The 21,031-nt window shown below is 73.4% G+C and carries 17 protein-coding genes; 7 read left to right on the top strand and 10 right to left on the bottom strand.

Annotated elements, in window-relative coordinates; genetic code table 11:
• Window positions 1–1,270 precede the first annotated feature (1,270 nt).
• On the bottom strand, window positions 1,271–3,022 hold the full coding sequence (locus tag Prubr_RS23945) for a replication-associated recombination protein A (RefSeq protein WP_212817117.1): 1,752 nt from the start codon (window positions 3,020–3,022) through the stop codon (window positions 1,271–1,273).
• A 77-nt stretch (window positions 3,023–3,099) separates the two neighbouring features.
• Window positions 3,100–3,291 (bottom strand): hypothetical protein, encoded by a 192-nt coding sequence (locus Prubr_RS23940; RefSeq protein ID WP_212817116.1) that lies wholly within the window; start codon window positions 3,289–3,291, stop codon window positions 3,100–3,102.
• A 431-nt stretch (window positions 3,292–3,722) separates the two neighbouring features.
• On the opposite strand from Prubr_RS23940, the gene Prubr_RS23935 reads away from it, so the two are divergent.
• Window positions 3,723–4,331 (top strand): GNAT family N-acetyltransferase, encoded by a 609-nt coding sequence (locus tag Prubr_RS23935; RefSeq protein WP_212817115.1) that lies wholly within the window; start codon window positions 3,723–3,725, stop codon window positions 4,329–4,331.
• A gap of 168 nt (window positions 4,332–4,499) precedes the next feature.
• Here the strand turns inward: Prubr_RS23935 and Prubr_RS23930 are convergent, their stop codons facing one another.
• Together Prubr_RS23930 and aspS are read right to left on the bottom strand one after the other, a co-directional pair.
• Complete coding sequence (locus tag Prubr_RS23930) at window positions 4,500–5,348, bottom strand: sugar nucleotide-binding protein (RefSeq protein ID WP_212817114.1); 849 nt, start codon at window positions 5,346–5,348, stop codon at window positions 4,500–4,502.
• A 112-nt stretch (window positions 5,349–5,460) separates the two neighbouring features.
• Window positions 5,461–7,266: an aspartate--tRNA ligase gene (gene aspS, locus Prubr_RS23925; protein ID WP_212817113.1), complete on the bottom strand. Its 1,806-nt coding sequence runs from the start codon at window positions 7,264–7,266 to the stop codon at window positions 5,461–5,463.
• A 145-nt stretch (window positions 7,267–7,411) separates the two neighbouring features.
• Here aspS and Prubr_RS23920 point away from each other — a divergent pair, with 145 nt between their 5' ends.
• From Prubr_RS23920 to Prubr_RS23910, 3 genes are all read left to right on the top strand, one after another.
• Complete coding sequence (locus Prubr_RS23920; RefSeq protein WP_212817112.1) at window positions 7,412–7,984, top strand: DUF998 domain-containing protein; 573 nt, start codon at window positions 7,412–7,414, stop codon at window positions 7,982–7,984.
• Window positions 7,985–8,362: 378 nt separating this feature from the next.
• A complete protein-coding gene (locus Prubr_RS23915) occupies window positions 8,363–8,566 on the top strand; it encodes a hypothetical protein (protein ID WP_212828954.1) in 204 nt (67 codons plus the stop codon).
• 456 nt (window positions 8,567–9,022) lie between these two features.
• Window positions 9,023–9,889, top strand: coding sequence for a CPBP family intramembrane glutamic endopeptidase (locus Prubr_RS23910; RefSeq protein WP_212817111.1), 867 nt, complete (start codon window positions 9,023–9,025; stop codon window positions 9,887–9,889).
• Window positions 9,890–9,893: 4 nt separating this feature from the next.
• On the opposite strand, the gene Prubr_RS23905 is transcribed toward Prubr_RS23910, so the two are convergent.
• Window positions 9,894–11,567 (bottom strand): MFS transporter, encoded by a 1,674-nt coding sequence (locus tag Prubr_RS23905; RefSeq protein ID WP_212828440.1) that lies wholly within the window; start codon window positions 11,565–11,567, stop codon window positions 9,894–9,896.
• Window positions 11,568–11,627: 60 nt separating this feature from the next.
• Complete coding sequence (locus tag Prubr_RS23900; protein WP_246567566.1) at window positions 11,628–12,101, bottom strand: winged helix-turn-helix transcriptional regulator; 474 nt, start codon at window positions 12,099–12,101, stop codon at window positions 11,628–11,630.
• A 55-nt stretch (window positions 12,102–12,156) separates the two neighbouring features.
• Here Prubr_RS23900 and Prubr_RS23895 point away from each other — a divergent pair, with 55 nt between their 5' ends.
• Window positions 12,157–12,678: a PaaI family thioesterase gene (locus Prubr_RS23895; RefSeq protein ID WP_212817110.1), complete on the top strand. Its 522-nt coding sequence runs from the start codon at window positions 12,157–12,159 to the stop codon at window positions 12,676–12,678.
• A gap of 143 nt (window positions 12,679–12,821) precedes the next feature.
• Here the strand turns inward: Prubr_RS23895 and Prubr_RS23890 are convergent, their stop codons facing one another.
• The 3 genes from Prubr_RS23890 to Prubr_RS23880 all read right to left on the bottom strand — a co-directional run bounded on the left by Prubr_RS23890 (window position 12,822) and on the right by Prubr_RS23880 (window position 15,936).
• Window positions 12,822–13,772, bottom strand: a complete 951-nt coding sequence (locus Prubr_RS23890) for an acyl-ACP desaturase (RefSeq protein WP_212817109.1) — start codon at window positions 13,770–13,772, stop codon at window positions 12,822–12,824.
• A gap of 76 nt (window positions 13,773–13,848) precedes the next feature.
• Complete coding sequence (gene hisS, locus Prubr_RS23885) at window positions 13,849–15,177, bottom strand: histidine--tRNA ligase (protein WP_212817108.1); 1,329 nt, start codon at window positions 15,175–15,177, stop codon at window positions 13,849–13,851.
• A gap of 45 nt (window positions 15,178–15,222) precedes the next feature.
• Entirely contained in the window at window positions 15,223–15,936 is a 714-nt protein-coding gene (locus Prubr_RS23880; RefSeq protein WP_212817107.1) for an MBL fold metallo-hydrolase, read from the bottom strand.
• A 285-nt stretch (window positions 15,937–16,221) separates the two neighbouring features.
• Between Prubr_RS23880 and Prubr_RS23875 the strand changes: the two genes are divergently transcribed.
• Together Prubr_RS23875 and Prubr_RS23870 are read left to right on the top strand one after the other, a co-directional pair.
• On the top strand, window positions 16,222–17,115 hold the full coding sequence (locus tag Prubr_RS23875; RefSeq protein WP_212817106.1) for a peptidylprolyl isomerase: 894 nt from the start codon (window positions 16,222–16,224) through the stop codon (window positions 17,113–17,115).
• Between the two features lie 49 nt (window positions 17,116–17,164).
• Window positions 17,165–17,998 carry a peptidylprolyl isomerase gene (locus tag Prubr_RS23870; protein ID WP_212817105.1) on the top strand — a complete coding sequence of 278 codons (834 nt, stop codon included), beginning with the start codon at window positions 17,165–17,167 and terminating at the stop codon, window positions 17,996–17,998.
• A gap of 106 nt (window positions 17,999–18,104) precedes the next feature.
• Here the strand turns inward: Prubr_RS23870 and Prubr_RS23865 are convergent, their stop codons facing one another.
• Window positions 18,105–20,594, bottom strand: a complete 2,490-nt coding sequence (locus Prubr_RS23865) for a RelA/SpoT family protein (RefSeq protein WP_246569021.1) — start codon at window positions 20,592–20,594, stop codon at window positions 18,105–18,107.
• Window positions 20,595–21,031: the final 437 nt, after the last annotated feature.

Here is a 21,031-nt window from a genome sequence, read left to right as displayed (position 1 = left end):
GGCCGACCGGCGACACCGGGCTGGCCGGGACCACCGGGCTGGCCGGGACCACCGGGCTGGCCGGGACCACCGGGGCGGCCGGGACCACCGGGACGGCCGTCGCCGAGGGGCGGGCCGGGCCGGCTGTCGGGGCGTACCGGAGGACCGCCGGCCTGCCCCGCGGCACCCGGCGGTGGCCCGGCCGGGCCACCGCGGTCGCTGGTCTGCGGCCAGCCGGCGGTGCGGGCGTCGCCCGGGCCGTCCGGCTCGGGAGCCCGCCGGCGACCGCCGGCGGTCGGCTCGTCCACCGGCGCCCGCTCGGCCCGCCGGAACGCGTCGAACGGCTCGCGTCCCGCCTCGAAGTCGTGGATCTCGCGCCCGCCGGCCGGGGCCGGCGGGCGGGCGGCACCTGTGGTCTGTTGTGGAGCGGCCGGCGGCACCGGTGGGGCGGCCGGCGGCACGGGTGGAGCGGCCGGCGGCACGGGTGGGGCGTTGCCGGTCCTGGGTACGACGACCGGTCCGGTCCCGGGTCCGCCTGCTTCGCCGCCGGCGGCCCGCAGTGGCACGAAGCCACCCGGCCGGCCGCCGGGCCGCTCGGGAACGGGCGGCGGCACCGCGCCGGCGGTCGGCGGCGGCACCGGACCGGGCGGTGGGGTCGCGCGGCCGGCGGGCGGTGACGTGGCCGGGTCGGGAGCCGGTCGACCGGCCGGCGGACCCGACTGTGCGCCGGGCCGTGCGGCGGCGGGCGGCCAGGCACCCGTACCCGGCTGCGGGCCGGCCGGGCCGGGCTGCCGGGGATCGGGCTGCCGGGGATCGGGCTGGCCCGGCCGCCGGGGATCGACCGCACGGGGCTGCCGGGGATCGGGCTGGCCCGGCAGCCGGGGATCGAGCGGACCGGGCTGCCGGGGATCGGGCTGCGCCGGGCCCTCGCCGGGCCGGACCGGCGGCGCCGACCAGGTCCGCGTCGCGTCCGGATCCGGGGCGGCGCGGCGGGCCGGCGGCGGGCCGGAAGCGTCCCGGGGATCCGGGGTCGGCTCGCCCCGGCCGGCGGCGGGCGGCAGGTCACCGGGGAGCGGTTCGGGTGCCCCACCACGCCGGGCGGCGTCGCCGGGACCGATGTCGGCCCGCTGCTCGCGCGCCGTACGCAGGTCGGCGATCCAGCCGAGTTCCTCGCCGGGCACCTGCTCCGGCTCGGCCGGCTCGGGCCGGTTGCGACCCCACCGCCGCCCCTTGGGCCGGGCGTCCCGGCCCTCGTCGGGGCCGTCTTCGGGCCGGTCGGAACCGCGCGATCTCACTGGTGACCCTTCCCGGCAGGAGTCCTGCCGTTGTCGTCGGATGTGTTGCCGGACCGGGCCTCTCCGCCCGCCGGGCCGTTCCTGGCCGCCGAATCCTTCGTGGCCGCCGGATCGGTGCCGGCCGCCGGAAGGTCCCTGGCCGCCTCGGCATCGTCGGGCATCGTTGCGGCGCCGCTCGGTGAACCGCCACCGGCAGTCGCATCGTCACCGGGCGGCGGGCCGTCAACGGGCGGCGGGGTCGCCCCGGATGGCCGGGCGACGGGCGGCGGGCCGGCGTCGCGTCCTGCCTCGCCGGCGTCGCGTCGCGCCTCGGCGCCGTCGCGTCGCGGCTCGGCGGGCCGCGTGGCGGTCGCCGGCGCGGGCCCGCGGGCGGGTGGTGGCAGGCCGCGCACGATCCGGCGCAGCACCGGCAGCCGGGCGGCGACCGCCCGCTCCGCGCCGTGCTCGGTCGGCCGGTAGTAGTCGACGCCGGCCAACTCGTCCGGGGCGTACTGCTGGGTCACGACGCCACGCTGGTCGTCGTGCGGATAGCGGTAGCCGATGCCGTGCCCCAGTCCCTTCGAACCGGCGTAGTGGGCGTCGCGCAGCGCCCGCGGCACCGCCCCGCCCCGGCCGGCCCGTACGTCGCCGATCGCGGCGGCGACCGCCATGGTGGCCGAGTTGGACTTCGGGGCGGTCGCCATGTGGATCACCGCTTGGGCCAGGTTGAGCTGTGCCTCGGGCAGGCCGACGTATTCCACGGCGTGGGCGGCGGCGGTCGCCACGCTCAGCGCCGTCGGGTCGGCCATCCCGACGTCCTCACTCGCGAAGATCACGATGCGTCGGGCGATGAACCGGGCGTCCTCGCCGGCCACCAGCATCCGGGCCAGCCAGTGCAGTGCCGCGTCGACGTCGGAACCCCGCATGCTCTTGATGAACGCGCTGGTCACGTCGTAGTGCGCGTCGCCGTCGCGGTCGTAGCGGACCGCGGCCACGTCGACGGCGCGCTCCGCGGTCGCCAGGTCGATCTCGGCGGCACCGACCGCCGCCGCCGAGCCCGCCGCCGCCTCCAGTGCGGTCAACGCCTTGCGTACGTCGCCGCCGGCGAGCCGTACGAGGTGGTCCTCGGCCTCGGCGGCCAGGGTGACGGCACCGCCCAGGCCGCGCTCGTCGGCGACGGCGCGGCGCAGCAGGCCACGGACCGCGGCGTCGTCGAGCGGCTGGAGGGTCAGCAGGACGCACCGGGAGAGCAAGGGCGAGATGACCGAGAAGTACGGGTTCTCGGTGGTCGCCGCCAGCAACGTCACCGTACGGTCCTCGACCGCGGCGAGCAGCGAGTCCTGCTGGGTCTTGCTGAACCGGTGCACCTCGTCGATGAACAGTACGGTCGGCGGCCCGCCGGCGCGGCGCTGGCGACGGGCGGTGTCGATCACCGCCCGGACGTCCTTGACCCCGGCCGACAGTGCCGACATGGCCACGAACCGGCGGTCGGTCGCCGCCGCTACCAGGTGCGCGATAGTGGTCTTGCCGCTGCCGGGCGGCCCCCACAGGATTACCGACATCGGGGCGGCGCCACCGACCAGTTGCCGCAGCGGGGCGCCCGGCGCGAGCAGGTGCTGCTGGCCCACGAGTTCGTCGATCGTGGCCGGTCGCATCCGGACCGGCAGCGGCGAGTCGGCGCCCGGGGTGGTGAAACCGTCACCGGCACCGGGCTGCGCACCGCGCGGGCCACCGGGGTCGGCTAGGGAGAAAAGGCCGTCGGGCTCCATCACGAAGACAGTACCGGCCCGGTCGGACACGTTCGAAACGCGCCGAACCGGGCCGGTGGACCGGGGATGACCGCTGGTCAGCGGCGTCCGCGGCCCCGTCCCCAGCGTCGCCCGCCGCTGCCGAACCCGGCGAGGTGCAGGGCGACCAGGAGCAGGCCGATGAGGACCAGGGTGTTCCAGTTGAACAAATCCGGCGCACCGAAGTCGGTGCTGAGCAGGTCGAGTAGCAGCGCGAAACCGAAGACCACAGCCGCGGCGATGGCGAACATGACTTTTCCTCCGAGAGGGGGTGTCCCAGTGGGTCGGCCGCGGATGTACCCAACCGTGACGACCGCCAATCTCCGCCGCCTCGCCGCCGCCTTTCCTCGGGCGGTCCGTGATCGGCGGTCCGTGATCGGCGGTCCGCCTCGATCGTCTGCGGCTCGGGCACCCGACACGCCGGAGCGGGACCGCCTGAGCCGCAGACGATCACGACAACGGGGGCGGCCCGGGCGGTGCCGGAGCCGGCGCCCGGGACGTGGCGGGCCGGGGAGCCGGCGGGACCGGGTCGGTACGGTGAAGCGGTGATCGGGACTGGACAGCGGCTCGACGGGCGGGCGGCGGTGCGGGCCGCCACCGGCGACCACCCCTACGTACGGCTGACCACCGCACGGGCCCCGGGACGGACGACGAGGTCACCGGTTACCGGTTCGACGACACCGTGGTCTGGTTCGACACCGGCCCGCACGGACCGGCCGGGTACGCGATCGGCGACGCCGCCCGGGCCGTCCGGTTCCTGACCGCCCCGCCCGGACCGGACGGGCCGCCGGCCCGACTCCGTTCCCTGCACCTGCCGGACCTGCCGAACCCGACGCCGGTGGAGTTCACCCACATCGGCCGGTGGCTCTACCTCAGTACGACGACGGCACCCGCGGTCCGGCCCGGCGAGGAACGGGTGGTGCCGCTCGGCGAGGCCGACCACGCCGCGATCGACACACTGCTCGACGACGCGCTGCCGGACAGCACGAACCGCCCCGGCGACGGTCGGGTCGTCGGCTGGTACGGCATCTTCGCCGGGCGCCGCCTGGTCGCCTGCGGTGCCGACCGGAGCCGGGCCGACGCCGGGTTCCTGGCCTCGCTCGCGGTCGCCGGCGACCAGCAGGGTCGCGGCCTGGGCGGGACGCTCACCGCCGCGCTGACCCGCCGGCTGCTCACCCGGTACGGGCACGCGGCGCTGGGCGTCTACGTCGACAACGTCGGTGCGATCCGCCTCTATCAGCGTCTCGGCTACACCGACGCCCTCCCCCGCACCTCCCTCCACCTCCGCTGAACCCTCCAAGATCCGCGTGATCAGGGAGTACGTCGAGCGTGTCGCCGGCGGGTCCGGCCGCGAACCCCCTGATCACGGTGATCAGGGCGGGCGAGGGCAGCCCGGGCGGGGCGCGGGGTCAGGCCGGGCGGGGTCAGGCCGGGCGGGGTCGGGCCGAGCAGGGCGGGGTCAGGCCGAACGGGGCGGAGTCAGGCCGGGCGGGGTCAGGTAGGTGCTCGCCGGGCGGATTCGGGTTCGCAGCAGGGCCAGCGCCCGGGGCGGGTCGAGGCGTACCTCGGCCGGGCGGGGCGGCAGACCCGAATCCGCAGCACGGCCGGTCCGCAGCCGGGCCGGATCGATCCCGTGGCGGCGGGCGACCAGGCCACCGAGTTCGACCCGGCTGAGCGCCTCGGGGCCGCACACGTTCAGCGGGCCGGCGACCGTGGAGTCGACGAGTTCGAGTACCGCCGACGCCAGGTCCTCGACGCCGACCGGGCAGCGGATCTCGTCAACGAACAGCCGCGGCCCGCCGTCGGTGGTGGCGGCCAGGCAGAGCCGTACCTGGTTGCTGTGCTCGTCGCCGAGGATCAGCGAGGTACGGACCAGCACCGCGCCGGGGTCGACCAGCCGTACGGTGGTCTCGGCCGCCGCTTTGGCCGCCCCGTACGCGAATATCGGGCTGGGCGGTTCGTCGTCGGCGTACGGCTCCGTCCGTCCACCGTGGACGGCGTCGCTGGACACGTGCACCAGGCGGGCACCGACCGAGGCGGCGGCCAGCGCCACGTGGGCCGCCCCGTCGGCGGTGACCGCCCAGTCGTCGTACCGGTAGGCGGTGTTGACCACCGCGGTCGGGCGTACCCGGTCGGCGAGGGCGAGCACGGCGGACCGGTCCCGGACGTCGAGCGGCGCCCAGGCGACGTCCGGCAGCGCGCCGGCGGTGCGGTGGTGGGCGCCGACGACCCGACGGCCGGCGGCGACCGCCTGCCGGCAGACCTCGCCGCCGAGGAGCCCGGCGGCACCGACGACAAGCAGCGTCACGACGCTCCCCGCCACGGTCCTGCCGCGCCATGATCCGCGTGATCAGGGAACTTCCGGCCCGACCCGCCGACGACACGCGCGGCGTACTCCCTGATCACGCGGATCTTCGGCGCTAGGAGGGTTCCACCGGGGCGGCTACCCCCGTCGTACCGGCCGGCGGGGCGGCGGGCTTGGGCTTGGCGTCCACGCCGGCCTCCAGCCGCTGCTGGGCGGTGATCGGGGTCGGGGCGCTGGTCAGCGGGTCGAAGCCGCCCCGGGTCTTCGGGAAGGCGATCACCTCGCGGATCGAGTCGGCGCCGGCGAGCAGCATGCAGATCCGGTCCCAGCCGAACGCGATACCGGCGTGCGGCGGCGGCCCGTACTTGAACGCCTCCAGCAGGAAGCCGAACTTGTCGGCGGCCTCGTCCGGGCTGATGCCGAGCAGGTCGAAGACCCGGCGCTGCACGTCGCCGCGGTGGATACGGACCGAACCGCCGCCGATCTCGTTGCCGTTGCAGACGATGTCGTACGCGTACGCCAGCGCCCGGTCCGGCGCCTCCTCGAACCGGTCCAGCCAGTCGGAGTTCGGCGAGGTGAACGGGTGGTGCACGGCGGTCCAGCCGCCCTCGTCGGTCTTCTCGAACATCGGCGCGTCGACCACCCAGCAGAACGCCCACGCGCTCTCGTCGACCAGGCCGGCCCGCTTGGCGATCTCGATCCGGGCGGCGCCGAGCAGCTCCTGCGCGTCCCGCCGGTCGGCGCCGGCGGCGAAGAAGACCGCGTCGCCGGGCTTGGCGCCGACCGCGTCCGCGAGACCGCCGAGGTGCGCCGCGGACAGGTTCTTCGCGACCGGGCCGCGCGGCTCGCCGGTCTCGGCGTCGAGCACCACGTACGCCAGGCCACGGGCACCGCGGGCCTTGGCCCAGTCCTGCCAGCCGTCGAGTTCCTTGCGGGTCTGGCCGGCGCCGCCGGGCATGACCACCGCGCCGACGTAGCCACCGGCGTCGATCGCGCCGGCGAACACCCGGAACTCGGTGCCGCGCAGGTAGTCGGTCAGCTCGGTCAGCTCGACGCCGTACCGCAGGTCGGGCTTGTCGGAGCCGTACCGGTCCATGGCGTCGTGCCAGGTGATCCGCGGGATCGGGGTGGTGATCTCGTGACCGGCCAGGTCCTTCCACAGCGCGCCGACGATCGCCTCGCCGAGCCCGATCACGTCGTCCTGGGTCACGAACGACATCTCGATGTCGAGCTGGGTGAACTCCGGCTGCCGGTCGGCGCGGAAGTCCTCGTCGCGGTAGCAGCGGGCGATCTGGTAGTAGCGCTCCATGCCGCCGACCATCAGCAGCTGCTTGAACAGCTGCGGCGACTGCGGCAGCGCGTACCAGGTGCCGGGCTGCAGACGTACCGGGACCAGGAAGTCCCGGGCGCCCTCGGGCGTCGACCGGGTCAGGGTCGGGGTCTCGATCTCCAGGAAGTCGCGGTCGTGCAGCACGGTACGGGCGATGTGGTTCGCCCGGGACCGCAGCTTCAGGTTGCGCGACGGGCCGCCGCGGCGCAGGTCGAGATAGCGGTACTTCAGCCGGACGTCGTCGCCGGCGTCGACGTTGTCGTCGACCGGCAGCGGCAGCGGGGCGGCCTCGGAGAGGATGACCAGCTCGGCGGCGGTCACCTCGATCTCGCCGGTCGCCAGCTCCGGGTTGTCGTTGCCCTCGGGCCGACGGTCGACCTGGCCGGTGATCCGTACGCAGTACTCGTTGCGCAGCGCGTGGGCGGTCTCGATCTCCTCGCGGAAGACGACCTGCACCACACCGGAGGAGTCACGCAGGTCGACGAAGATCACGCCGCCGTGGTCGCGCCGGCGGGCCACCCACCCGGCGAGCGTCACCGTCGTGCCGGCGTGCGTGGCGCGCAGGGTGCCGGCGTCATGGGTACGGATCACGGCAGGCGTCTCCTTCGACTGTTGCGGACTGCACGGGCATTCTCTCAGCCGCCCCGCCACGCGCACGCCACCACCCCGCTGTCGCCGCGCCGTCACCCCCGACCATCACCGCGGCGGGGCGGCCACCCCGCCGTACGGTGGGGTGGTGCGCGCGGTGCCCTGGTGGGCGATTGCCTCGTCGGCGGCGGCCCCGGTCCTGCTGATCGGCGGCTGGACCGTCGCCGCCGACCGGCAACCGGGCTACGACCCGACCGCCGACACGATCAGCACCCTGGCCGCCCCCGGCGCCGCCGACCGCTGGATCATGACCGTCGCGCTCGCCGGGCTCGGGATCTGCCACCTCGTCACCGCGGCCGGCCTGCGACCGGTCGCCGTCGCCGGTCGGGTCGTGCTGGCGGTCGGCGGAGCCGCGACCGTACTCGTCGCCGTCTTCCCGCAGCCGCCGTCCGGCGGCTCGACCACGCACGCGGTGGCGGCGACGGTCGCGGTCGGCGCCCTCGGCCTGTGGCCGGCGCTCGGCTTCCGCCGGGACGCGCCCCGCCCCGCAACGTTGCGTCCGGTGGTCGCGGTGACCGCCGCCGTGGTGCTGCTGGCCCTGGTCGGCTGGTTCGTCGCCAGTCTCGGCACCGACGGGTACGCCGGCCTCGCCGAGCGCACGGCCGCCGGTGCCCAGGCGCTGTGGCCGCTCGTCGTCGTGCTCGACACCCGCCGGTGCTGATGGTGGTACGGACCACGAAGTCGCACGGATCCGCTTAGTCGGGCGCCGTCCCGGGTACGCAACCGGTCAGACACATCGAACGACGGCACAGCCAGGTGTCATGAGGGGCGGTTGGAGCCCCCTTCACGACGCCGGCGAGCGAAGGGAGCAGGTGTCATGAGCGAGCGCAGCGCGCGAATCAGCCAGCTCAGCTCGAATCACGGCACCGGCGAGCGAAGGGAGCAGGTGTCATGAGCGAGCGCAGCGCGCGAATCAGCCAGCTCAGCTCGAATCACGGCACCGGCGAGCGAAGGGAGCAGGTGTCATGAGCGAGCGCAGCGCGCGAATCAGCCAGCTCAGCTCGAATCATGGCACCGGCGAGCGAAGGGAGCAGGTGTCATGATGCGCAACGCGATTCGTCGTTGGGCGGTCGTCGCGGTCGCTGTTCCGGTGGCGGCGGCCGGGGTCCGCAAGGTGAGCCAGACGATGGAGGCCCGGCGCGGCCAGTCGAAGGCCACCCGAATGCTGCACAACGCGGCTGACCAGGCACAACGCATGTTCGGCCACAAGCCGAAGCGGAACCGCCTGCGATTCGGCCGCTGACCCGTTCCACCCGCGTGGGGGCGGCACCGTGCGGGTGCCGCCCCCACGCGTACGCCGCGATCTTGCACTTGTCGCCGGACGAAAGCCGCAAATGGGGGAGACAACCGCAAGATCGCGGAAAGAGGTGAGGCCCTTGTGCGCGCTGACGGAGGCGGCGACGGAGGAGTTCAACCTGCTGGTGGCCGCCCGGGACTGGTGAGCGGCGACGTCCACAGCGAGTTCGCTGTGGCTACGCCGAATTCGCTGTGGACCGCAACAGCAGTACCCCGCCCGGGCGGGCGACGTCTCCCCGGGTTGGTCGTCCGCGGCTGGAGCACTCGGCACGCCGGGCCGGAGGTGCCTGACCAACAGACGGTCATGATGCACGGGACCGGGCAGGGCGGTCCATCCAAGGATGTAGGCGACGATCGTCGCGGGGAGGGATTCTCCGGACGTCCCGGGCAGCACGCTGGGGGCATGCGTACCAAGGTGCTGACCGCCGCCGGCCTGTTGCTGCTCGCCGCCGTACCCGTGGTGTTGGTGTTGTCCGGCCGTACCGAGTTGCGCCTCTCGGCCGACGAGGAGGCCGGACCGGTCCCGCTGGCCGCCGTGGTCGTGTCGATGCTCGCGGCGCTGCTGCTGACCCGGCTGGTTCCGCCCCGGCTGCCCGGCCTGCCACCGGTCGACGCCGGCCTGCGGGGGACGTACCGTCGCCAGGCAGTCGGGCTCACCCTGATCGCGCTGGTGTTCCCGGTGGTCGTGCTGGTCGTCTTCGCGCTGCCCGACGGCGAACTGTTCTACGGTCTGGTCAAGGTCGTCCTGCTGATCGGCGTGAGCTGGCTGGTGCTGCGCCGCTGGCCGGCCCCCTCCCCGGCCGCCGCGCACCGGGCGCTGCTCCCCCGCCGCTGGTATCTGTTCGGGGCGGTGCCGGCCGTGCTGGCCTGGGGATACCTGCTCTACTACAGTCCGCTCGCCGGCGACCGGGACATGTCCGGCTACGAGGCGTACGACCCGGCGGTGCTGGTCGGCGCGGCGGTGCTGACGTTCCTGACCGCGAGCGTGACGGAGGAGATCTTCTACCGGGTGTTCCTGCAGACCCGGCTGGAGGTGCTGCTCGGCCGGTGGCCGGCGATCGTGGCGACCGCGTTGCTGTTCGCCGCGATGCACGCGCACCGGTTCGGCACCGGCCCGTTCGGCGACAACCTCGCGGTGATCCTGGTCTGGAACGGCGGTTTCGGGCTGCTGACCGGCTATCTGTGGGCCCGCTACCGCAACGTCTGGGTGTTGATCGTGGTGCACGGCGCGGTGAACAGCATCGGTCTGCTGCCGCTGCTGTTCGGCTGAACCGTCAGTCCGGTCGGGCCGGGAGCAGGTGGGTGACCTCCGGCTCGCCGTCGGCCAGCGCCCGGGCACGCTCCTCGGCCGCCCGGTCGGCGCCGGTCATCCGGCCGCCGTGCTGGCGCAGGTGCTCGCCCCAGGACGGCACCTGGTAGACCTCGACGAACCGGTCCGGCTGCTCCCCGGACCGGTAGAGGCCCCAACGGCTGGCACCGGTGCGCTGGCGGGACCGGCGGACGACCTGCATCGCCGCGACGAACTCCGCCTCCCGCTCGGGCCGTACGGGATAGCTGACGGTGACCAGGACCGGGCCGACCCGCCGGTCCGGATCGAGGGTGAGGTGCGGCTCCGGCCAGTAGACGGCCGGGGCGCGATCGAGGTGGCCGACCTCCCGCAGCGGCCACCAGCGGATCGTCGCGGCGCCGGCGAGCATCAGCGCGCCGGCCGCGACGTGCGCGACGACGAGGTCGGTGGCCTGTGCGAGCGCACCCCAGGCGAGCGCCCCGAGGGCCTGCCCGCCGGCGAAGACGATCTGCCACATCGACATGCCGCGGGCGCGTACCCAGCCGGGCAGGAACAGCTGCATGGACGCGTTGACGCTGGACAGCACGGTCAGCCAGGCCATGCCGGCGGGCACCAGCGCGACGGTGACGAGCACCGGGCGGGGTACGGCGCCGACGACGAGCAGCGCCGCCCCGAAGACCAGGCCGGCGGCGAGCAGCAGTTGGCTGGCGGACAGGCGGGCGCGCAGGCGGGGCAGTACGACCGCCCCGGCGACGGCACCGACGCCGAGGGCGGCGAGCAGGAGCCCGTACCCGCTGGAACCGAGCCCGAGGCGGGCGCTGGCGACGAGCGGCAGCAGCGCCCACAGCGCGGTGCCGGGCACGATGAACAGGGCGGCGCGCAGCAGGATGCGGCGGACGACCGGCGAGTGCCGCGCGTAGCGGCCCCCGGCGCGCAGCGCGGCCAGGAAGCGTTCCGGGCTGTCGCCGCCGGTACGGCGCGGTGCCCGCCAGCGCAGCAGCACCAGCGTGAAGATCAGGAACGAGGCGGCGTTGACCGCGAAGACGACCGCGACGCCGGCCTGGGCGACCAGTACGCCGGCGATCGCCGGGCCGACGGCGCGGGCCAGGTTGATGCTGATCGAGCCGAGCGCCGACGCGGACTGCAACTGCGGGCGGGGTACGAGTTCGGGGATGACCGCCTGCCAGGCGGGCAGGGTCAGCGCCTGGCCGACGCCGAGGGCGAAGGTCAGACCGAGCAGGAGGGCCGGCGGCATCCGGCCGGCGGCGGTCAGCACCGTGAGGACCAGGCCGACCAGGAACAGGAACGTCTGTACGGCGATCAGCAGCCGCCGCCGGTCGAAGGTGTCGGCGAGGGCCCCGGCCGGCAGGGCGAGCAGCAGGACCGGCAGCATGCTCGCGGTCTGGACGAGGGCGACGAGGGTGGTGGCACCGGGTTCGTCGACGAGCAGCCACTGGGCGCCGACGGTCTGCATCCAGGCGCCGATGTTGCTGGCCAGCACGGCGAGCCACAGGCTGCGGAAGGCGGCGATGCGCAGGGGCGCCCAGGCCGAGGGGGCGCCGCCGGGTGGACCGGTTCGGTGGCACTCATCGGGCGCACCGTACCGCGCGGTGGTGCCACCGGCGCCCGGAAGTGATCGACGGAACTGCCCGGTGACCAGCCCCGGAAGCCGGGCGCGGCGGGCGGGTCCGGGGCCGCGCGGGTCCGGACCCTGGGCCGGTCAGGTACGGCGGCGGGCGCCGGGGCCGGGTCGGGGCAGCACGTCGCGCGGCTCGGTGACGTCGTGCCCGGCGGCGCAGCGCAGGACGGCGCGTACCGGCGCGCCGCAGTCGCGGTGCGCGGTCGACAGCGGCGGCCCCTCGGGGTCGGCGAGGTAGCGGTCACCCCATTCGAGTACGGCGACCAGCACCGGCCACAGGTCGAGTCCCTTGTCGGTGAGCCGGTATTCGTGGCGCAGCCGGGCGCCCGGCTCCCGGTAGGGTTCGCGGCGCAGCACGCCCTGCCCGACCAGGGTGGCGAGCCGGTTGGTGAGCACCTGGCGCGGGATTCCGGTGCGTTCGCGCATGTCGTCGAATCGGCGTACGCCGTTGAAGACCTCGCGGAGCACCACGACGGTCCACCGCTCGCCGAGGATCGCCATGGCGCGGCCGATGGTGCAGTTGTCGATCTCCCAGTCGAGTGCGGCAGGTCTCACCCCGCCAGGCTAAGTCTTGTTGACAGACTCAGCAAGCTGCTGCCAGGCTGCGTCCATGACGCAGACCCAGACGGAGCCGCAGGCGGCGCGCACCCGTACGTTCTCGTGGACCGACCCGGCACTCACCGCCGCGACGCTGGGCCGACGCTCCGGTCTGGAGACCATCCAGGCGATGATCCGGGGTGAGGTACCCGCCCCGCCGATCATGCACACCATCGGCGCCGACAGCATGACCGCCGAGGAGGGCCGGGCCCGGGTCACCCTCACCGCGCAGGAGTTCCACTACAACCCGCTCGGCTCGGTCCACGGCGGGGTGCTGTCCACACTGCTCGACACCGCCGCCGGCTGCGCCGTACACACCACCCTGCCGGCCGGGTACGGCTACACGTCGCTCGACCTCAACGTGAAGTTCGTCCGGCCGGCTACGGTCGCCTCCGGCCTGCTCACCTGCGAGGGCGTGGTGGTGCAACGGGGCCGGCGGGTGGCGCTGGCCGAGGCCCGGCTCACCGACGCCGCCGGCCGCCTGGTCGCCCAGGCCACCTCGAGCTGCCTGGTCTTCGAACTCCCACCCGCCTGACCCGCCCCCCGGCCCGCCCCCGCGCCGGCCGCCGGCGCCTCCGCCCGGCGCGTGCAAGATCCGCGTGATCAGGGAGTTCGCACCCCGACACGCCGGCGACACGCGCGATTCAACCCCTGATCACGCGGATCTTGGTGACTTGGTCAGGCGGGTCTTGCGGCGATGCGGGCCTCGCGGGCGGCGCGCTTCTCCTCGAAGCGGGTCGCCGCGACGTCCAGCTCGGACAGGTGCTTGGCCAGCTGCTCGCGGGCCTGCTCGCCCTCGGCGTCCAGGCCGGTCACGTTCCAGATGTCCCACTGCCGCAGCACCGGGTTGACCACGTCGTCGCGGTGCTGCCGCAGGTCGTAGATGCCGGCCAGGGCGATCTGCACCGACTTGCGGGCGAAACCGTCGATGCCGTTACCCGGCATCTGGAAGTCGCTGACCACGTCGGCGACCGCCCGCATCGCCTGGCTGGGCGCGAACTCGAACGCCGCGCCCAGCAGGTTGCGGTAGAAGACCATGTGCAGGTTCTCGTCGGCGGCGACGCGGGCCAGCAGCTGCTCGCACAGCGGATCGCCGGTCGCCCGGCCGGTGTTGCGGTGCGAGATCCGGGTCGCCAACTCCTGGAACGAGACGTACGCCAGCGAGTGCAGCACCTCGTCGTCGTGCTGGTTGGAGTACCCGGCCGACATGTGCACCATCCGGGCCCGCTCCAGCGCCACCGGGTCGACCGCCCGGGTCACCGTCAGGTAGTCGCGGATCGCCGTACCGTGCCGCCCCTCCTCCGCCGTCCACCGGTGCACCCAGGTCCCCCACGCGCCGTCCTGACCGAACAGCGTGGCGATCTGCCGGTGGTACGACGGCAGGTTGTCCTCGGTCAGCAGGTTGACGATCAGGGCCGTACGGGCGGCGTCCGGGATGGTGGAGTCCGAAGGCGACCATGCCTCGCCGCCCAGCAAACCGTCGAAGGTCCGGCCGTCGCTCCACGGCACGTACTCGTGCGGGAACCACTCCTTGGCCAGGCCGAGGTGCCGGTCGAGGTTCGTCGCGACGACCGGCTCCAGTTCGATGAGCAGGGCTTCCTGGCTGAGCGGCGTACGGGTGGACGGCACGATCGGTTCTCCCTACCTACGGTGGCGTAACTTACGCTACCGTAGGTCGGGCCCGGCCCCGACGGCAACCGGTGACTCAGCTGATGAGCGGCCGCAGGTCGGCAGCGGGTGGCGACCAGTCGTCGGCGTTCGCGTCGACCTGCTCCCCCGACCGGATGTCCTTGACCGTGTCGCCGGCCCCGTCCGCGCCGGGGAACCACACGTACGGGATGCCGCGCCGCTCGGCGAAGCGGATCTGTTTGCCGAACTTGGCGGCCGTCGGGGCCACCTCGGTCGGGATGCCACGCCGCCGCAGCCCGGCCGCGATCCGGTCGCAGTCGCGCCGCCGCTCCTCGTCGGGCAGCGCCACCAGCACGCAGGTCGGCACGTCCCGCGACACCGTCAGCTCGCCGGCGCCGAAGAGCAGCCCGAGCAGCCGGGACACCCCGATCGAGATGCCCACCCCGGGAAAGCGGGTGTCGCCGACGCTGGCCAGGTTGTCGTAGCGACCGCCGGAGCAGATCGAGCCGAACCGCTCGTACCCGATCATCTGGGTCTCGTAGACGGTGCCGGTGTAGTAGTCGAGGCCACGGGCGATCCGCAGGTCGGCCACGCACAGGCCGGGCGCGTGCGCGGCCGCCGCCTCGACCACCGTCACCAGCTCTTCCAGCCCCTCGTCGAGCAGCGGGTGGGTCACCCCGAGGGCGCGTACGGCGTCGGCGAACGACGCGTCCGGTGCCGAGATCCCGGCCAGCGACAGGCACGCCTTCGCCTGTGCCTCGCTCGCGCCGGCGGTCTCGGCCAGCAGCGCCGCCACCTTCTCCGGGCCGATCTTGTCGAGCTTGTCGACCGCGCGCAGCGCCGCCTCCGGGTCGGTCAGCCCGAGCCCGCGGTAGAAGCCCTCGCAGACCTTGCGGTTGTTGACCTGGATACGCACCGGCGGGATCGGCAGGCCGCCGAGCGCGTCGCCGATCACCAGCGGCAGTTCGGCCTCGTAGTGGGCCGGCAGGGTGTCCCGGTCGACGATGTCGATGTCGGCCTGGAGGAACTCGCGGTAGCGGCCCTCCTGCGGCCGCTCGCCGCGCCACACCTTCTGGATCTGGTAGCGCCGGAACGGGAACTGCAGCCGGCCGGCGTTCTCGAGCACGAACCGGGCGAACGGCACGGTCAGGTCGAAGTGCAGGCCGAGCGCGTCGTCGTCGGTCGCGCCGGCCGGGTCCTCCTGCAACCGGCGCAGGACGTAGACCTCCTTGGACGTCTCGCCCTTGCGCAGCAGCTGGTCCAGCGGTTCGACCGCCCGGGTCTCCAGCGGCGCGAAACCGTACAGCTCGAAGGTGTCGCGGATCCGGTCCACGACGTACTGCTCGATCATGCGCTGCGGGGGCAGCCATTCGGGAAAGCCGGAGATCGGCCTGGGCTTGCTCATGATTCTCCTCGGACGGCGCCGCGCGCGGCGCGGCGCCGGAAAGTTCTACAGACCCCGGGTCGGTCCGGCGGCCTGGCGGCCGGCCATGACCTGACGCAGGTACGGATTGGTCGCGCGCTCGCGCCCCATGGTGGTGGCGGGGCCGTGGCCGGGCAGTACGACGGTGTCGTCGGCGAGCGGGAGCACCTTGTCGCGCAGACTCCGCATCATCGTGGGGAGGCTGCCGCCCGGCAGGTCGGTGCGACCGATCGAGCCGGCGAAGAGCACGTCACCGGTGAGGCAGAGCTGTTCGGCCTCGAAGGACGAGCCGGCGCCGGGCAACCGGAACATCACCGACCCGCCGGTATGGCCGGGGGCGTGGTCGACGGTGATCTCCAGGCCGGCCAGGGCCAGCGTGGCGCCGTCGGTCAGCTCGGCGACGTCCTCGGGCTCGGTGTACGGCAGCCGGCCCCCGAAGAGCTGGGCCGGGTCGATCGACAGCGCCTTGCCCGGGTCGGCGAGCAGCTCGCGGTCGGCGGGGTGCACATAGGCGGTGATGCCGCGGGCACCGCAGACCGGGGTCACCGAGAAGGTGTGGTCGAGGTGGCCGTGCGTCAGCAGCACCGCGGCCGGGTGCAGCCGGTGCTCGGCGAGCAGGGCGTCGAGCCGGTCGACCACCCCGATGCCGGGGTCGACGACCACGCACTGCTCCCCCGGCGCGGTGGCCACCACGTAGCAGTTGGTGCCGAAGGCGTCCGCGGGAAAGCCGGCGACGAGCACGTGCGGCCCCTCCTCCTACAACGGTTGTCGACGGGTCGAGCCTAGCCGCAGCCGCCACCGGGTTCCGCGCCCAACCCGCCCCGGCGGCGGGCGTGGCGGGCGGCGAAGGTGAAGCCCGATAACATTCGCCTACCTCGCACACCAAATTCTTAGTGACTACCCGTACACTCTGGCGGGCGTGTGGCGTGGCGCACTTGACGCCCGACGGTGCCGGCGACGTCGCCGGCGCCGGATCGAGGGCGACGCCGTCGCCACCGGATCAAGGTAATAGGAAGGGGAGCGCGGGTGGCTTCCAGCAAGGACCGGCAGCGCAAGTTGGCGCGTGCCAAGCTCGATCGGCAGATGGCCCGCAGGGCCGCCGGCCTGCGCCGGCGCCGCCGGATCCAGGCCGGCGTCGGCGCCGCGGCCGCGCTGGTGCTGATCGTTGTCGGTTCGTTCTGGGCACTCGGCGGCTTCGACCGCGATCCCGAGGAGCAGGCCGGCCCGCCGCAGGTCTGCACGTGGACCCCGCAGAACGCGGCGAACAACCCCAGCCTCAAGGAGGTCGGGACCCCGTCGGCGACCGACGTGCCGACCACCGGCACCCGCCCGATGACGATCACCACCAACCAGGGTGCGCCGATCACGGTCGACCTCGACCTGACCAACGCGCCGTGCGCCGGTGCGAGCTTCGCCCATCTGGCGGGGCAGGGCTTCTTCGACAACACCACCTGCCACGAGATCACCGATGAGGGTGCGCTGCTCTGCGGCGACCACAGCGGCACCGGAGCGGGCGGACCGTCGTACACGTTCTTCAACGAGAACGTGCCCCCGTTGGTTTCGGAGAGCCCGGCCCCGGACGCTCCGCCGCTCTACCCCGCCGGCACGGTGGCGTTGATGGGCACCCCGCCGGGCGCCAACGGCAGCCAGTTCCTGATCTTCTTCCAGGACTACACCACGGCCGAACCCATGTATCCCATCGTGGGCCGCGTCACGTCGGGCCAGGATGTGGTCGACACCATCGGCAAAATGGAGACCGTGGACAACGGCCTGGGTGCCAAGGTCAAGCCGGCGACCGACGTACTGATCCAGAGCCTGACCGTCGGTGAGGTGACGACCGCCCCGCCGGCGCCGGACCTGACCGACGCGCCGCCCGCGACCCCGCCCACGGCCTCACCGAGCGCCGCCGGCCAGTCCTGACCGACCCCGCGCACGCCCCGCGCAGAAACAAGTTCCAGGAGGAGCGACCGTGACGTCGACCAAGGAGCGGCAACGGGCCGCCGCGCGCGCCCGTCTCGAGAAGGAGATGGCCCAGCGCGCCGCTGCCGCCCGTAAGCGCCGCCAGATCCAGGCCTCGGTCGGTGCCGGCGTGGCCCTTCTTGTGGTGATCGCCGGCACGGTCCTGCTGGTCACCAACCTCGGTGGCGACGAGCCGGAGACCACCACGGCCTCGCCCGCGGCCGGCACCGCCGCCTGCGACTGGATCGAGGTGCCCGCCGAGATGCGCACCCCGCAGACCAAGGACGTCGGCCTGCCGCCGACCGAGGTGCCGGCCATCGGCAGCGAGACGCTGACCTTCGACACCAACCTCGGCCCGATCAGCGCCAAGCTGGACCTGGCCAAGGTCCCGTGCACGGCGGCCAGCTTCAAGCACCTGGCGACGACCGGGTTCTACGACAACTCCAAGTGCCACCGCCTGGTGACCGAGGGGTTGCAGGTGCTGCAGTGCGGTGACCCGAGCGCGACCGGCGAGGGCTACCGGGAGACCGACGGCACCGGCGGCCCGACCTACCGGTTCGCCGAGGAGAACCTGCCGGTCGACAAGCGCCCCGCCTACCCGGAGGGCGTCATCGCCATGGCGAAGACCAGCGAGCCGAGCAGCACCGGCAGCCAGTTCTTCATCGTGTACGGCGACAGCGAGCTGTCCCCGGACTACACCGTCCTCGGCACCGTCACCGCCGGCATGGACATCGTGAAGAAGGTCGGCGCCGACGGCCACGACGAGGCGTTCGCCGAGTCGGCCGGTGGCGGCCACCCCAAGACCGAGGTCCTGATCAAGTCGCTGACGCTCACCGCCGGCTGACGACCCGTACCGGACAGAAAGATCGGCGCGATCCCTGAGGATCGCGCCGATCTTCGTTTCTTCGGTCGTCCGGGGCGTGGATCGCGCCGCCGGGCCACAAGCGGGCTCAGGCGCCCGACGTGACCCGGTAGGCGTCGAAGACCCCGTCGACCTTGCGTACGGCCGCCAGCAGGTGCCCCAGGTGCTTCGGATCGGCCATCTCGAAGCTGAACCGGCTGACCGCCACCCGGTCGCGGGTCGTGGTGACCGTCGCGGACAGGATGTTGACCCGCTCCTCGGACAGCACCCGGGTGACGTCGGCGAGCAGCTTGTGCCGGTCGAGCGCCTCGACCTGGATCGCGACCAGGAACGTCGACGCCGAGGTCAGCTTCCAGCTCACCTCGACGATCCGCTCCTCCTGGACCTTCAGGTCCTCGGCGTTGGCGCAGTCGTCGCGGTGCACGCTGACCCCGCCGGACCGGGTCACGAAGCCGAAGACCGCGTCCGGCGGTACGGGTGTGCAGCACCGGGCCAGCTTGATCCAGACGTCGCTGACCCCGCGTACGACCACACCCGGGTCGTGGCCGGTGACCCGGCTGCGCGGCGGGCGGGTGGCGATCGCCGTCTCGGCCAGATCCTCGGCCGCGCCCTCCTCGCCGCCGTAGCCGGCCATCAGCCGCTGGACGACCGACTGCGCCGACACCTGGCTGTCGCCGACCGCCGCGTACAGCGACGCCACGTCGGGCAGGTGCAGGTCGCGGGCGATCGTCATCAGGTTGTCGGAGCTGAGCATCCGCTGCAACGGCATGCCCTGCTTGCGCATCGCCTTGACGATCGCGTCCTTGCCGGCCTCGATCGCCTCCTCGCGCCGCTCCTTGTTGAAGAACTGCCGGATCTTCGTACGCGCCCGCGGGCTCTTGACGAAGCCGAGCCAGTCCTGGGTCGGGCCGGCGGTGTCGGACTTCGAGGTGAAGATCTCGATCACGTCGCCGTTCGACAGCGTCGACTCCAGCGGCACCAGCTTGCCGTTGACCCGCGCGCCGATGCACTTGTGTCCGACCTCGGTGTGCACCGCGTAGGCGAAGTCGACCGGCGTCGACCCGGTCGGCAGCGGGATCACGTCGCCCTTCGGCGTGAAGACGTAGACCTCCTGGCTGGACAGGTCGAACCGCAGCGCGTCGAGGAACTCGCTCGGGTCACTCGCCTCCCGCTGCCAGTCGAGCAGCTGCCGCAGCCAGGTCATCTCGTCGATGTGCGCCGGCGGGCCGACGATCGTCGCGCCCTTCTTCTCCTTGTACTTCCAGTGCGCGGCGATGCCGAACTCGGCGGTGCGGTGCATCGCGTACGTGCGGATCTGCATCTCGACCGGCTTGCCGGTCGGGCCGATCACGGTGGTGTGCAGCGACTGGTACATGTTGAACTTCGGCATCGCGATGTAGTCCTTGAATCGGCCCGGCACGGGCTGCCAGTTCGCGTGGATCACACCGAGGGCCGCGTAGCAGTCGCGGACCGTGTCGACCAGGATGCGGACCCCGACAAGGTCGTAGATGTCGTTGAAGTCCCGACCCCGGACGATCATCTTCTGGTAGATCGAATAGAGGTGCTTGGGCCGCCCGGTCGTCTCCGCCTTGATCTTGGCGGCCTTCAGGTCGACCTGCACCTTCTGCGTCACCTGCCGCAGCAGCGCCTCACGCTGCGGCTGGTGCTCCCCGATCAGCCGGTTGATCTCCTCGAACCGCTTCGGGAACAGCGTGCCGAACGCCAGGTCCTCGAGCTCCCACTTGATCGTGTTCATACCCAGCCGGTGGGCCAGCGGGGCGAGGATCTCCAGCGTCTCCTTCGCCTTCTGCTCCTGCTTCGGCCGGGGCAGGAAGGTCAGCGTACGCATGTTGTGCAGCCGGTCGGCGAGCTTGATGACCAGCACCCGCGGGTCCTTGGCCATCGCGACCACCATCTTGCGGATGGTCTCCGCCTTCGCCGCGTCGCCGAGCTTGACCTTGTCGAGCTTGGTCACCCCGTCGACGAGCAGCGCCACCTCGCCGCCGAAGTCGGCCCGCATCTGGTCGAGGCCGTAGTCGGTGTCCTCGATCGTGTCGTGCAGCAGCGCGGCGACCAGCGTGGTCGTGTCCATGCCCAGGTTGGCCAGGATCGTCGCCACCGCGAGCGGGTGCGTGATGTACGGGTCACCGGACTTGCGGTACTGCCCGGAATGCCAGCGGGCGGCCATGTCGAAGGCGCGCTGGAGCAGCCGGGCGTCGGCCTTGGGATGCGAGGCCCGGTGGGTGGCGATGAGCGGCTCCAGCACCTCGCTCACCTGCGGCGTCTGCCACGGGGCGTTGAACCGGGCCAGCCGGGCCCGGACCCGCCGCCCGGTGGGCGCGCCGACCAGGCCGAAGCTCGACGACTGCGACTCCGGGTCGTCGGTGACCGGTCCGGGCGGGGTTCCCGGAGTCGGGAAGGCCACCACGACCCCGCCGGCCGGCTCGGCGGCGCGGTCCCCGCCGCCGTTACGGCTCGGGCCGTTGCCCGCCGGGCCGGCGCCGTTGGCCGCCTGGCCCGTGGGGTTCGCCACCGCGGCGGCCGGTGGCGTGGTCTCGGAGCGGACGCCGGCGGGCACGGTGGTGCCGGACAGCGCGCCGACGGCCGGTCCCCGGCCCGCCGGAGCATCGGCGGTCGGGCCCTGGCCGTTGGCCGGACCCGAGGGCCGGTCGAGCGGCGCACCGCGCCGTGACCGCTCCTGTGACAGTTCGAATTCGTCGGCCGGGGCGGCCACCTGGCCGACCTCGCCCGAACCGTTTGCGGCGGCGTTGTCCTCGCCAGTCGGGTGCACCGTGTCCTCCACCGAAGGGGCGACGTCGTGGGACACCGGCCTCCTCACACCTCGCCGGAAAATGAGCCAGCCGGGTATCCGGCCGACCAGCCCGAATCAGCCGACCGTAACCGGCCGGCACCTTCCTGCGCTAGCCAGGCCCGACGGTTCCCACCAGGTCCTGGCCAACTTCCCGCCCGGTCCTGGCCGACCGCCCGCCTGGTTCTGGCCAAACAGAGCACTCC

This window comes from Polymorphospora rubra (assembly GCF_018324255.1).
Taxonomy (GTDB): domain Bacteria; phylum Actinomycetota; class Actinomycetes; order Mycobacteriales; family Micromonosporaceae; genus Polymorphospora; species Polymorphospora rubra.
Note: the sequence above shows the minus strand (reverse complement) of the source record. Positions and strands in the feature narration are given on the sequence as shown.

Excerpts from the sequence above, each read along its gene's own strand:
- Prubr_RS23945 (WP_212817117.1), bottom strand. The coding sequence starts at position 3,022 with ATGGAGCCCGACGGCCTTTTCTCCCTAGCCGACCCCGGTGGCCCGCGC.
- Prubr_RS23940 (WP_212817116.1), bottom strand. The coding sequence starts at position 3,291 with ATGTTCGCCATCGCCGCGGCTGTGGTCTTCGGTTTCGCGCTGCTACTC.
- Prubr_RS23915 (WP_212828954.1), top strand. The coding sequence starts at position 8,363 with ATGATGCGCAACGCGATTCGTCGTTGGGCGGTCGTCGCGGTCGCTGTT.
- Prubr_RS23910 (WP_212817111.1), top strand. The coding sequence starts at position 9,023 with ATGCGTACCAAGGTGCTGACCGCCGCCGGCCTGTTGCTGCTCGCCGCC.
- Prubr_RS23895 (WP_212817110.1), top strand. The coding sequence starts at position 12,157 with ATGACGCAGACCCAGACGGAGCCGCAGGCGGCGCGCACCCGTACGTTC.
- hisS (WP_212817108.1), bottom strand. The coding sequence starts at position 15,177 with ATGAGCAAGCCCAGGCCGATCTCCGGCTTTCCCGAATGGCTGCCCCCG.